Below are 12,026 nucleotides of genomic sequence, written 5' to 3'. Positions count from 1 at the left end.
GATGGATCTGGAAGCGCTGTACCAGGAGATCATCCTGGACCACTACAAGAGCCCCCACGGGGCAGGCCTGCGCGAGCCCTTCGAGGCCGAGGTCCACCACGTCAACCCCACCTGCGGCGACGAGATCACGCTCCGCGTGCACCTCGACGGCGGCACCGTGTCCGACGTGTCGTACGACGCGCTGGGCTGCTCGATCAGCCAGGCGTCCGCGTCGGTGCTGAACGACCTCGTGGTCGGGCGGCCCGTCGAGGACGCCCTCGCCACGCAGGCGGAGTTCCAGCGGCTGATGCAGGGCCGTGGCACCGTGGAGCCCGACGAGGAGACGCTCGAGGACGGCATCGCCTTCGCGGGCGTCGCCAAGTTCCCGGCACGCGTGAAGTGCGCGCTGCTGCCGTGGATGGCCTGGAAGGACGCGACCGCACAGGCCGCCGAGACCAAGGAGAACGCATGAGTGACGAGACGACCACCGCCACCGCGACCGACCTGCCCGACGTCGACCTCACCCCCAAGCCGGGTGCGCCGACGGTCGAGGACGTCACCGAGGCGATGAAGGACGTCGTCGACCCCGAGCTCGGCATCAACGTCGTCGACCTCGGCCTGGTCTACGGCGCGCACGTCGACGCCGACAACAACGCCGTCATCGACATGACGCTCACGTCCGCGGCCTGCCCGCTGACCGACGTCATCGAGGACCAGACGCGCCAGAGCCTCGAGGGCGTCGTGAACGACTTCCGGATCAACTGGGTCTGGATGCCGCCGTGGGGCCCGGACAAGATCACCGACGACGGTCGCGAGATGCTCCGCGCCCTCGGCTTCAACGTCTGAGGTCCCGGCCTCCACGACACCCATGACGGGCACCGGCACGCGCACCGTGCTGGTGCCCGTCGTGCGTCTGCCCGGCTGGGTCGAGCGGTTCGCGGCCCGCCACGGCGAGGTGGCGCGCACGGAGCGCGGCACGTCGGTGACGCTGACCGCCGCCGACGGCGCCGAGGCCCGCCTCGACGAGGCGCCGGTCCCCAGCCGGTTCGGCCTCCTGCTCGTGCGCCGAGGCGGCTACGCGGTCGGGCTCGTCGACGACGGCGCGCTGACGGCCCACAAGTCCGGCACCCGCTACGTCCAGGGGCAGACCAAGGCCGGCGGCTGGAGCCAGCAGCGGTACGCCCGTCGCCGGGCCAACCAGGCCGACGAGCTGGTGCAGGCCTGTGCCGGTCACGCCGACCGGCTGTTCGCCGGCGCCGACGGCCTCGCCGTCGTCGGCGGGGGAGACCGCGCCCTGGTGCGTCAGGTGGTCGACGAGATGCGCACGTCCGTCGACGTGCTGCCCCGCCACCTCGACGTCCCCGACCCCCGCCACCGGGTGCTGGTCGACGCCGTGGCGTCGGCGCGGTCGGTCGAGATCACCCTCAACGACCTCGCCTGAGGCTCGCTCAGACCCCGAGGTTGATGTCCCCCATCGGGCCCGACGGCCCCCACCGGTTGCCGACCCACACCGCGACCGAGGTCGAGGCCAGCGTGAGGACGGCCCCGACGACGAGCGCGCCGACCGCGACGGGCGTCTCGCCGTCGCGCGAGGCGACGGCCGGGGCGGCGAACAGGGCGAGCGCCGGCAGCACGACGAGGGCGATCGAGGCGAGCCAGCGTGAGCGCGAGGCCCACAGGTGCGCGACGAGGAGGACGACGACGCCGACGAGCGAGGTCACGTCGATGGCCGGACCGCTGACCCCGCCGAGCGAGGCGGCGACGAGCGCGCCGAAGAGGACCACCGCGCCGAGGGTCACCAGGAGCGACGTCACCAGCACGCTGCGGCGGGCGTGGGCCGTGGGCCGAGAGCTCATGGGTGCACGGTAGCCGACCTCACATGTGGCCGACCCGCTTGCTCTCGACCACCAGACCGCGCAGCCACCCGACGTCGTCGCCGCCGTCGCGCCAGGCCAGCACCCACTCGACGGGCTCGACCTCCTGCTGCCCGTGACGCGTCGTGCCGAGGATCCGCTCGACGTACGGCGCGCTGTTCCAGGTGGCCGTGCCACGCGCGAGGGCGGTGGCACGGTCCGGCCGCAGCCCGACCATCCGCAGCGTGGGCACGCCCGGTACCTCGCGGAACCGCGGGTTGCGGCTGTCCTTCCAGGTGCCGTCCGCGCGGTGGTAGCCCGCCATGCGCAGCGACGCGGGGTCGACGGAGTAGAAGGGGACGACCCGCCGCGGGTAGGGCCAGACCGACTGGCTCACGATGCCGTGCTCGTGCACGTGGTGGCGCAGCAGCAGGATCTCGCTGAGGACGGCCGCCGCCAGGAGCCAGGTTCCGAGGAGCACCAGCAGCGGGACGTACCACCACTCGGCCCCGAGCGCGGCGACCGGGAGCGCGACCACCAGCGCCGGGACCAGGGGCAGCCCGACCTGGACCCACCAGGGGACGGGACGGTGCGTCGCGAGCCGTCGGCCCAGCTCGGCGGGGAGTCGGCGCCTGATGGTCGGACCTCCGGGGTCGGGTGCGTCGATGCTACCGGCGGCTCAGAAGCCGAAGAAGTCGCCGACGCCCTCGGCAGCGCCCTTGAGGCCGTCCCCGACCTTGTCCAGGCCGTCCTCGATGGCGTCGCCGGCGTCGCTGAGCGCCTGGCCCGGGTCGGTGACGAAGTCCTTGACGCCGTTGGCGAGGTCGCCGGCGACGTCGGTGATGGTGTCCCAGTTCTGGTAGATCGCGATGCCCGCGCTCACCAGCCCGACGCCGACGAGCGCCACCTGGCCCGCGACCGGGATGGCGAAGCCGGCCATCATCGCGGCGGTGCCGAGACCGGCGACGACGCTCGTGCCGCCGCCCGCGAGGTTGAGGGTGCGGTCCTTGACGCTCATCTCGTCCCAGTTGGCGATGGTGTCGTAGATCTGCAGCCCACCGCCCACGATCGCCAGCGGGCCGCTGATCTTCGACAGCTTGGAGCCGTCGTAGATCATGTTCGACAGCCGCATGAGTCGCGCGTCGGCCGCGTCGTCCATCGCGGCGGCCGAGCGGGTCATGAAGTCGGAGTGGTCCTGGATCCAGGTCTTCAACGGGTTCGCCCCGGTCCAGGTGGACCGCTGGAGGAGCCGGTTCCAGTCCTCGTCGATCAGCTTGGCCGCCTCCTTGAGGTCGGTCTGGGCGATCATGTGGAAGATCTCGCGGGCCCGCTTGCCCACCGTCCCCATCTTGATGGCCTGCTTGCCGAAGTCGACGAGCTTCTGCAGCTCGGCGGTGCTGAGGCTCAGGTGGGCGCCCAGCGCGCTGACGGGCAGGGCGCCGGCCATGCCGTAGTACGACAGGGTCTCCGCGTTCGGGCCCTTGCCGAGGTTGGACGCGGCGTCGTCGCCGGACTCGTCGAGCTCGGTCTTGAGGTCCTTCTCCAGGCCGGTCAGCTCGGTACGGAGCGCCTCGCGGGCCGCGCTGACCGCGCCCGAGTGCGCGGTCTGGCGCTCGGCGTCGGTCATGTCGGGCTCGGCGCCGGCGTCGGAGGCCACCCCGAAGTCGGACGCGACGGCCTCGTCCCAGCGGGTGTTGAGGCCGGCCACGCCCTGGTTGTAGGTGTCGATCGAGTCGGCGAACGTGCGCAGGCACCCGCCGACGAGGAGCGCGGCGGCACCGAGCGAGTAGGCCTCGGCCTGCACGGGGTTCGCCACCTCCGACGTCTCGGCGGGCAGCAGGCCGGACGTCTCGCTCGCGGCCCGCTGGGCGCGCTGGACGGCGAGGTCGCCGGCCGACCGGAACGAGGCGTCCTGGGCGACCGCCTCGTCGCCCGCGGCGCGGACGGTGGCGGGATCGGCTTCGTACTTGGCGAAAAGCGACATGCGGGTGGGCCTCCTGCGTCAGAGACTAGGCGCCGCGGGGGTCACGACCGCGGGTCCGAGCGCCGCCCCCACGCGCTCCAGCAGCAGCGACCCCAGGGCGGCCTGGTCGACCTGGGCCACGTGGAGCGCGGAGCCGTCGGCGTCGCGGGCGGCGACCGCGAGGGCCCCCGCCTGCGCGACGAGGACGACCTCGTGGGACGGCGGGAGCCCCGGCTCGGGAGGCGCCAGCACGTCGATGCAGGTGGTGCGGGCCGAGGGCCCGAGCTCGTCGTGCACCCATGCCGCCCAGCGGTCGGGGGCGACGCGGTCGCGAGCCCCGCGGGCGACGGTCGTGGCCGACCCGTCGACGCACCACTCGGCGAGCCGGCGCGCGCCGGTCGCGTAGGTGCACGCCGAGACGTAGTGCAGCCCGAGGGTGTTGACGTCCTCCTCGAAGCCGCCGTGGGCGGCGCGCAGGACGAACGTGCGTGCGGCGCCGTACGGCGGTTCGGGCTCGCGGGCACGCAGCAGGCCGACGCCCTCGCGCCTGCTGCGGACGAGGATCTCCAGCTCGGGCGTCAGCTCGGACTCGACCTGGCCGTCGGCGCCCTCGCGGGGGTTCACCAGGCCGCGCGCGAGCAGGCTGCGCCCTCCCACCTCGCGGACGAACCCCGGGTCGACACCGGGGTGCGCGTCCAGGAACGGCGAGACGACGAAGTCCAGCGGCAGGCCGTGGTCGACGGTGTGCGCCTCCTCGTCGGTGAGCAGCCCGAAGACGACGCGGTCGGCACCCTCGGCGAGCAGCTCGACCAGCCGGGCGTCCAGCATCGGTGCCACGTCAGGCCTCCTCGTCCGCGAGGTGGGTCATCGACGCGATCTCCGCCACGAGCGAGGCCCGGGTGGTGGTGCCGACGGACAGGTCGCCGTCAGGCGTCCCCGTGGCGACGACCGTGCGGTCGGGCAGCACGAAGACCGACGTCCGCCGCTGGTCGACGGTGGAGTCGTCGCCGGTGGCGAGGTGGTTCCTCGTCGCGACCAGGGCCGAGACCATGACGGCGCCGACCGTGGGCGCGGCCCCCTGGCGCTCCCACTCCTGCGGCGTCCACGTCTCGCGAGGCGAGTCGACGTCGGTGCCGGTGCCGTCCTGCCCGCCGTCGACGGGCATCAGGAACCGGGCCACCTCCTCCAGCGCGACCTCGGCGGTCGTGGCGAGGAACCGGTGCGCTCCGGCCTGCGACACCGACTCCAGCAGCGCCTTGCGGTCGGCGCGCAGGTAGGCCACCAGGTAGTCGCGGTACCCGCCGGTGTGCTGCTCGACGACCAGGACGGTCGTCCAGGAGAACCGGGCGGCGAGGACGGCGGCCGCGTGCCCGACCGGGGCGAGGGCGTCGTCGGTCCTCTCGGCCCATCCCTGGTCGACGACGCGCTGGGCGGCGACCTGGGTGCGGGCCTGCCAGACCTCGGGGTCCTCCCCGCGGCTGGGCAGCGGGGCGATCCGTCGCGCCCCGGGTCCGTCGAGCACCTCGACCTCGGCGTCGTCGAGCACCAGCAGCTCGCGGTACCGGGGGGTGTCGGAGGGCTCGGCCGTGGCGGACGGGTCGTGGGACGTCATGGGCCCGATGGTGCCAGTTGCCGGGCCGGGAGCGGTGGCAGAACGCGCCGACCGCCGTCCGCCGACACCGTGACCCCCTCGAGTCCTACAGTCGTGTCGTACCCACCCGAGGGGCCCCGGAGCTCCCGACGAAACGGAGACACCGATGAACGACATCGTGAACCTGGACCAGGTCGGCGTCCAGTCCAAGGCTGCCAAGGGCCAGGGCGACGCCAGCGACCAGCACTTCCAGGCCACCAAGAACCACGCCGGCCGGATGGACTCGATGCGCTCGCAGTTCACCGGACGCGGCGGCGCCGCCTTCACCCGGGCCGCCACCTCCAACGCGATGGGCGCCACCGAGGTCGGCAAGCGACTCGGTGAGCTGGCCCTGCAGGCCGTCCTCGGTGAGAAGGCGGCCTTCCAGGCCGACGAGCAGGCCGACGCCGACCAGAACACGGCGGTCAGCACGAACGAGACCACCAACTCGCTCGTCACCAAGACCATCCACGCCTGACAGACCCAGACGCACCGGACAGAAGGAGAACGACCATGGCACAGGCAAACCTCCGCGCCAACGGCGGCGCGATGGACCAGGGCGGCGCCGACATCCAGACCTACCGCGGTCAGGCCGAGGGCTTCAAGGAGGAGGCCCGCGCGCAGTTCAACACGATGGTGGCCAACCTCGGCGACGGCGTCGGCACCGAGCAGGTCGCCGCGATCCGCGCGAAGTTCGAGGAGTACCTCGACGAGCACATCGCCTCCACCGACAGCCAGCGCGTCGGCCTCGGCAACGCCACCGAGACCATGCGCGCCGGTGGCCGCAAGATGGCCGCCCACCTGGGCAACAACGCCTGAGCGACCCGACGACGCGAGGAGGAGGTGTAGACCATGGCAGGGCAGGACGACTGGGGCATGAACCCCGACGCGCTCCACCAGGCCGGCGGATCGTTGGGTGACCTGGAGTCCCAGGCCACCTCGGCCAAGACCGCCTTCCTGAACGCCCTCGAGAGCGGTGGCGGCGCGGTGCACCACGCCGGGCTGACCACGGCGATCGAGACCTACACCAGCACCTGGCAGACGTCGGCGAACAACCTGCCCACCTCGGTGCGCAACGCCGGCACCCAGGTGCAGCAGACGGCGGTCACCGGCGTCGAGTCCGACGGTCAGGCCGAGGTCGACGTCACCGCCGGGCCCTACGCCCGCACGGAGATGACGCCGCCCCCGATGCTCACCCGGCCGATCACCGCGCAGTAGCGGCCGACGACGCACGACGAGCCGGGGCCGCCCACCAGCAGGTGGGCGGCCCCGGCTCGTCGTGCGTCCAGGTGGCGGGCGTCAGGCGTCGCGGTCGTCCAGGGCCACCTGGACCTGGCTGGCCCCGCCGCCCCGCGGCACGTAGAACGCCCGCCCGTGGGACAGCCGCGTGGGCGCGACGTTGTTGAGGATGCGGCCCTCGGAGCGGTCGCCGGAGAACATGAAGCCCGGTGTGCCGACGTCGGCCAGCCGCTGGACCAGCGGCTCGTAGAGCGCACGCGACATGCCGCCGACGCGCCGCGACATCACCAGGTGGAAGCCGAGGTCGCGTCCCTGGGGGACCAGGTCGGTGAACGGTGCCAGCGGGTTGCCGGCGCTGGTGACGACGAGGTCCAGGTCGTCGACGAGGACCACGACGTCCAGGCCCTTCCACCACGAGCGGTTGCGCAGCTGCTCGGCCGTGACGTCGCGGCCGGGGATGCGCTCGCGGACCGCGGCGGCGATCTCGCCGGCACCCTGGGCCGCCTCCTCGGCGGTGGTGGCGTAGCCGAGCAGGTACTCCTCGGGCACCACGTCGAGCAGGCTGCGTCGGGTGTCGACGAGGAGGAACCCGATCTCCTGGGGGGTCCGGGACTTCATCAGGCCGCGGGCGAGCAGCTTGAGCAGGTTGGTCTTGCCGGTCTCGCCGTCGCCCAGCACCAGTAGGTGCGGGGAGGAACCGAACAGGTTGACCGCCGCCGGCCCGAGGTTGAGCTCGGACAGGCCCACCGCGACGAGGTCGTCACCGGGCTCGGGCACCGGCAGGTCGCCGACCCGCACCAGCTCGGGCAGGGTGCGCACGCGCGCGACGCGCTGGTCGCCCCAGCGCTCGGTGACGGCCGCGACCAGGGCCGGGACGCCGGCCGAGGCGTCCGCGCCCTCGGGCTGCGCCTCGAGCGAGGGCAGCGCGGTCTGGAACAGGTGGTCTCCCGCGACGTCGGTCAGGCCGCGACCCGGGACGTCCTTGGGCACCTGCTCCATCAGCTTGCGGTCGAACTCGGAGTCGAAGGCGTCGGTGAGCCGCAGCTCCACCCGTCCGCCGAACGCGGCCTGCATCCGCATCCGGATCTGCATGCCCTGCGTCACCGACAGCACGACGTGCACGCCGTAGTTCTGCCCGCGCGCGGCGACGTCGGAGATGGTGTTCTCGAGGTGGTCGTGCTCGTCGCGGAAGGTGCCCCAGCCGTCGACCACGAGGAACACGTCGGCCGGGACGTCGCGCGGCACCGTGCCGTCCGCGCGGGCCTGGCGGAGCTGACGCATCGAGGTCAGGCCGTGCTCGCGGAAGAGGTCCTCGCGGCCGTTGAGGATCCCGACGACGTCGTTGATGGTGCGCTGGATGCGCTCGGGGTCGACGCGCGTGACGACAGACGCGACGTGGGGGAGGTCGGCCAGGCCCTGCAGCAGCCCGCCGCCGTAGTCGATGCAGTAGAAGACGACGTCGCCCGGTGCGTGCCGCAGCGACAGCCCGCCCATCATCGTGGCCAGCAGCACGCTCTTTCCGCTGGCGGGCGAGCCGGCGACCACCAGGTTCGACCCGCCGCCGGTGAAGTCCCACGACAGCGGGAACTGCGCCTGCTTGCCGGCGTCGTCGACCAGGCCGAGCGGCGCGTGCACCGCGGTCGGGGTGGGCTCGGGCAGCAGCTCGAGGAGCTCGCCGAGGGGCAGCGAGCGCGGCAGCGGCTCCAGCCAGACCGGACGCACCGCCGCGGCTCCCGTGGAGCGCAGCTGGTCGCAGATCAGGTCGAGCACCGACGTCCCGCCCGCGTCGCCGCTGGGCTCGGCGTCGGTGCCGGCGGCGGCGCTCTGCTGGGCGATCCACCGGCCGAGGCCGTTGCCGGCCACGTAGGGGACGACCGGCACGGTGGTGCGGGGGCCGTCGCTCGGCGCGGTGTACGGCGCCGAGACGAGTGCGGCCTTGAACCGCTCGAAGACGGTGGTGTCGACCTTCAGGTAGCCCGCGCCCGGCTCGGGCGGCAGGTGGTAGGCGTCGGGCACGCCGATGGCGTCACGGCTCTCGCCCTCGGAGAACGTGCGCAGGCCGATCCGGTACGACAGGTGCGACTCCAGGCCGCGGATCTTGCCGGTCTCGAGCTTCTGGCTGGCCAGCAGCAGGTGCACGCCGATGGAGCGGCCGATCCGGCCGATGGCCACGAACAGCTCGGCGAAGTCGGGCTTGGCGGTGAGCAGCTCGGAGAACTCGTCGACGATGACGAGCAGGTGGGGGAGCGGCTCGAGGTCCTCGCCGGCGTCGATGCGGTCCTGGTAGGTGGTGACGTTGGGCAGGTTGCCCGCCTTCTTCAGCACCTCCTGGCGACGCTGCATCTCGCCGTACAGCGCGTCGCGCATGCGGTCGACGAGGGTGAGGTCGTCCTGGAGGTTGGTGATCATCCCGGCCATGTGCGGGATGCCCTCCATCGCCGCGAACGTCGCACCGCCCTTGAAGTCCACCAGCATGAGCGCCAGCCGGTCGGGACCGTGACCGATGAGCAGCGAGCTGACGAGGGTGCGCAGCATCTCGGACTTGCCCGAGCCGGTGGCCCCGACGACGAGGCCGTGCGGGCCCATGCCGCCGTGCGCGGACTCCTTGAGGTCGAGCGAGACGACGCGGCCGTCGGTGCCCACGCCGATCGGGACGCGGAGCAGCTCGCGCAGCGGACGGGCGCGCCAGGTGGTGCCGAGCGGCAGGCGGGCGGCGTCGGGGACGCCGAGGACCTCGGGCAGGCCGACGGTCTGCTCGAGACCCTCGCCGTCGTCGTCCTCGGCGGTGAGCCGCAGGGGCGCCAGCTGGCGGGAGACGACGACCGCGACGCCGGGGTCGACCTGGTCGAGGGTGAACGGATCGGGCCGCGAGGCCAGCACGGCCGAGCCGTCGGGCCGCAGCATCAGGCGGTCGTCGAGGGACTCGGGCTCCTCGCGGGGCGTCGGCGCGATGGTGACGACGTGGATGCCGAGCGAGGCCAGCGACGTGGACGCGTCGGGCGCCTCCAGCTGGTGGGGTCCGACGAGGCCGTCGGCGTCGACCACCACCACGAGGTGCTGCTGCGGGGCGGGGTCGGAGCCGCGGGAGCGCTGCCGGCGGTCCAGGCGCGCCTCGAGCTCCTCGGCGAGCAGCTCCTGCATGCCGGCGACGGACCCGGCGACCAGACGTGCGGTGAGGTCGCCGTCGAGCGCGCTCGTGTGCTGCACGTGCGGCAGCCACTTGACCCAGTCCCAGTCCGCGGCGGCGGCGTCGGGGCGCACGAGCGCGATCTTGAGGTCCAGCGGGCTGTGGAGCGTCGCCAGCTGGGCCACGAGCGACGAGGCGACCGCGCGTCCCAGACGCGGGTCGCCGGCCAGGCTCAGGTGGCTGACGGGCTTGAGGTCGAGGGTGATGGGCTGGTCGCTGAGGCTGGCGTACCGCGACTGCAGCTCCTTGGCCGACTCCAGGCAGACGGGGTCGAAGGTGTTGAGCGGACCGGTGTCGGCGTCCAGGCGCAGCCCCGAGACCAGTGGCACCGTGCCGGTGCCGAGGCGCAGCGCCAGGAAGTCGCCGTGCTGGGCCCGCCGCTCCCAGCGTCGTGCGGGGTCGCGGGCGAGGTCGATCAGCTCGCGCGGGTGCGGGTGGCGCCACGCCTGCTCGGCCCGCTGCGCCGCGATCTGGGCGCGGACCGCGTGCCGCAGCTGCTCGACGTAGTCGAGGTAGCGCTCGCGGCCCTCGCGCTCGGCGCGCTTGGCGCCCGAGCGCTGGCTCACCACCATGAGGATGCCGACGGCCAGCGCGCCCACCATGAACATCACGGCGGCGATCACCAGGATGGGGCTGCGGCGGTTGGTGATCGCGACGGTCAGCGACCCGACGCCGGCCATCACCGGCATCATGATCATGCCGAGCCCGGCGATGCCGCCGCTCTTCTCCGAGCGCGCCGGCGGGTCGACGATGGACAGGTCGGTGACCTCGAGCGGCGGCGGCTGCGTGCGCGGAGGTCGTCGGACCAGCGTCGTCGTCATCGAAGGACCCCCGTGTTCGTCGTCGGCGCACCCGTGCGCGCGGCCAACGATATGCTCGGCGCGACCTGTGGTCATCCGGACGCCCCGACTCGGGGCGTCCGCCGTGCTGAGCGAGGGGGATCCGTGCTCACGACCTACAGCCGCGTCACCGTCGTCGCGTCCGAGCGCAAGGTCGACCTCGCGCTCCCGAGCGCCCTGCCGGTGGCCGACGTCATGGCGCAGGTGCTCCGTTTCTGCGCGGTCGACGAGACCGGTGGCGACCGCCAGAGCTGGACGCTCGCACGCCTGGGCGGGCAGAGCCTCGGGCTGGGCCAGACGCTCGCCGACGCCGGCGTCGTCGACGGCGACGTGCTCGAGCTGCGGGGCCGTTCGGCCGACGTGCGGCCGGCGCTGGTCGAGGACGTCCGCGACGTCGTCGAGGACGACGCCGACGCCGCCGGGGGCGGGTGGACCTCCGCCTCCACGGTCACGTTCGCCGTCGCGTCGTCGGCGCTGACCCTGCTGGTCCTCGGCCTGGCCGTGCTCCTCGACCGCTCGTTGCTCGACCTCGACGACGCGTCGCTGGTCGTCACGGTGGTCGTCGGCCTCGCGGGCCTGCTCGGCCTGACCGCGTGGGGCGCCGCGTTCGCCCGGCCCTGGACCTCGCAGCTGGCCGCCGCCGTCGCGATGGGCTGGGCCTACCTCGCGGGCGACGCCGTGGGGGACGTGCTGGGCCTCGACCCACGCGTCACGATCCTCGTCGCCGGGGTCGCGGTCGTGCTCACCGCCGGAGCCGCCCGCCTCCTCACGCCCGCGGCGATGGGCCACCTGGCCGCCGGCGTCGTGCTGCTCGTCACGGCCGTGGCGGTGGGCGTCATCGAGCTGTCCAGCGTCGACGTCGAGCAGGTCTACCGGGTGGTCCCCGTCGCGGCGCTGCTGGCCACGGGCGTGGTGCCGCGGCTGTCGTTGTCGGTCGGCGGCCTGGCGAGCGCGGACTACCGGGTGCGGCACTCGGGCCAGATGACGCACGCGGCGCTGTCGCGGCGCTACCGCGACAGCAACGCGGTGCTGGTCGGCACCCTCGTCGGCATCAGCCTCGTGACCGCCGCGGCCTGCGTCCCGCTCACCTTCTCGACGCAGAACCCCTGGGACCGCTACCTCGCGCTCAGCGTGGGCGTCGCGCTGCTGCTGCGCTCGCGCGTGTACTCGCGCGTCCAGCACATGCTCCCGCTGCGCGTCGCCGCGCTGGCCGTGCTCGGCCTGCAGGTCGTGCGCGTGGCGGCGGACCTGCCCGAGCTGCGTCCCTGGCTCGTGCCCGCCGCGGTGGGCGTCCTGGCGCTCGCCGTGGGCACCAGCACCCTGGGCATGTCCGACA

Annotated in this window: 13 protein-coding genes; 7 read left to right on the top strand and 6 right to left on the bottom strand. The window is 73.5% G+C overall.

All coding sequences use genetic code 11. From position 1 onward, the window contains the following. The first annotated feature begins 1 nt into the window (after position 1). From sufU to ACI6PP_RS05670, 3 genes are read left to right on the top strand one after another with little or no spacing between them, the layout of a single operon-like run. Positions 2 to 451, top strand: coding sequence for a Fe-S cluster assembly sulfur transfer protein SufU (gene sufU, locus ACI6PP_RS05680; RefSeq protein WP_421109856.1), 450 nt, complete (start codon positions 2 to 4; stop codon positions 449 to 451). Beyond that, positions 448 to 825: a metal-sulfur cluster assembly factor gene (locus ACI6PP_RS05675; RefSeq protein ID WP_421109855.1), complete on the top strand. Its 378-nt coding sequence runs from the start codon at positions 448 to 450 to the stop codon at positions 823 to 825. The genes sufU and ACI6PP_RS05675 overlap by 4 nt, the downstream gene beginning before the upstream one ends. Before the next feature lie 22 nt (positions 826 to 847). Next, entirely contained in the window at positions 848 to 1,420 is a 573-nt protein-coding gene (locus ACI6PP_RS05670; protein WP_421109854.1) for an acVLRF1 family peptidyl-tRNA hydrolase, read from the top strand. Positions 1,421 to 1,427: 7 nt separating this feature from the next. Here the strand turns inward: ACI6PP_RS05670 and ACI6PP_RS05665 are convergent, their stop codons facing one another. From ACI6PP_RS05665 to ACI6PP_RS05645, 5 genes are all read right to left on the bottom strand, one after another. Beyond that, positions 1,428 to 1,835 carry a hypothetical protein gene (locus ACI6PP_RS05665; RefSeq protein ID WP_421109853.1) on the bottom strand — a complete coding sequence of 136 codons (408 nt, stop codon included), beginning with the start codon at positions 1,833 to 1,835 and terminating at the stop codon, positions 1,428 to 1,430. A gap of 19 nt (positions 1,836 to 1,854) precedes the next feature. Beyond that, entirely contained in the window at positions 1,855 to 2,370 is a 516-nt protein-coding gene (locus ACI6PP_RS05660) for a hypothetical protein (RefSeq protein ID WP_421109852.1), read from the bottom strand. Between the two features lie 141 nt (positions 2,371 to 2,511). Further along, positions 2,512 to 3,816 (bottom strand): hypothetical protein, encoded by a 1,305-nt coding sequence (locus ACI6PP_RS05655; RefSeq protein WP_421109851.1) that lies wholly within the window; start codon positions 3,814 to 3,816, stop codon positions 2,512 to 2,514. A gap of 18 nt (positions 3,817 to 3,834) precedes the next feature. Further along, positions 3,835 to 4,632 carry a hypothetical protein gene (locus tag ACI6PP_RS05650; protein WP_421109850.1) on the bottom strand — a complete coding sequence of 266 codons (798 nt, stop codon included), beginning with the start codon at positions 4,630 to 4,632 and terminating at the stop codon, positions 3,835 to 3,837. 1 nt (position 4,633) lies between these two features. Next, a complete protein-coding gene (locus ACI6PP_RS05645) occupies positions 4,634 to 5,407 on the bottom strand; it encodes a hypothetical protein (RefSeq protein WP_421109849.1) in 774 nt (257 codons plus the stop codon). A 145-nt stretch (positions 5,408 to 5,552) separates the two neighbouring features. On the opposite strand from ACI6PP_RS05645, the gene ACI6PP_RS05640 reads away from it, so the two are divergent. Genes ACI6PP_RS05640 through ACI6PP_RS05630 form a run of 3 tightly spaced genes read left to right on the top strand, consistent with a single transcriptional unit; the run spans position 5,553 to position 6,643 of the window. Beyond that, positions 5,553 to 5,903, top strand: coding sequence for a hypothetical protein (locus ACI6PP_RS05640; RefSeq protein WP_421109848.1), 351 nt, complete (start codon positions 5,553 to 5,555; stop codon positions 5,901 to 5,903). Positions 5,904 to 5,938: 35 nt separating this feature from the next. Continuing rightward, positions 5,939 to 6,244 (top strand): hypothetical protein, encoded by a 306-nt coding sequence (locus ACI6PP_RS05635; protein ID WP_421109847.1) that lies wholly within the window; start codon positions 5,939 to 5,941, stop codon positions 6,242 to 6,244. A 33-nt stretch (positions 6,245 to 6,277) separates the two neighbouring features. Further along, positions 6,278 to 6,643 carry a hypothetical protein gene (locus tag ACI6PP_RS05630; protein ID WP_421109846.1) on the top strand — a complete coding sequence of 122 codons (366 nt, stop codon included), beginning with the start codon at positions 6,278 to 6,280 and terminating at the stop codon, positions 6,641 to 6,643. Positions 6,644 to 6,724: 81 nt separating this feature from the next. Here ACI6PP_RS05630 and eccCa read toward each other — a convergent pair whose 3' ends face one another. Further along, positions 6,725 to 10,672: a type VII secretion protein EccCa gene (eccCa, locus tag ACI6PP_RS05625; protein ID WP_421109845.1), complete on the bottom strand. Its 3,948-nt coding sequence runs from the start codon at positions 10,670 to 10,672 to the stop codon at positions 6,725 to 6,727. Positions 10,673 to 10,795: 123 nt separating this feature from the next. Between eccCa and eccD the strand changes: the two genes are divergently transcribed. Continuing rightward, a partial coding sequence (eccD, locus tag ACI6PP_RS05620) for a type VII secretion integral membrane protein EccD (protein WP_421109844.1) occupies positions 10,796 to 12,026 on the top strand: 1,231 nt, incomplete at its 3' end.

Origin of the sequence: Solicola agrisoli (assembly GCF_049059935.1) — a bacterium.
Lineage (GTDB): Bacteria > Actinomycetota > Actinomycetes > Propionibacteriales > Nocardioidaceae > JAURVT01.
The sequence above is the reverse complement of the archived record's forward strand: the minus strand, read 5'-3'. Positions and strand labels throughout refer to the sequence as shown.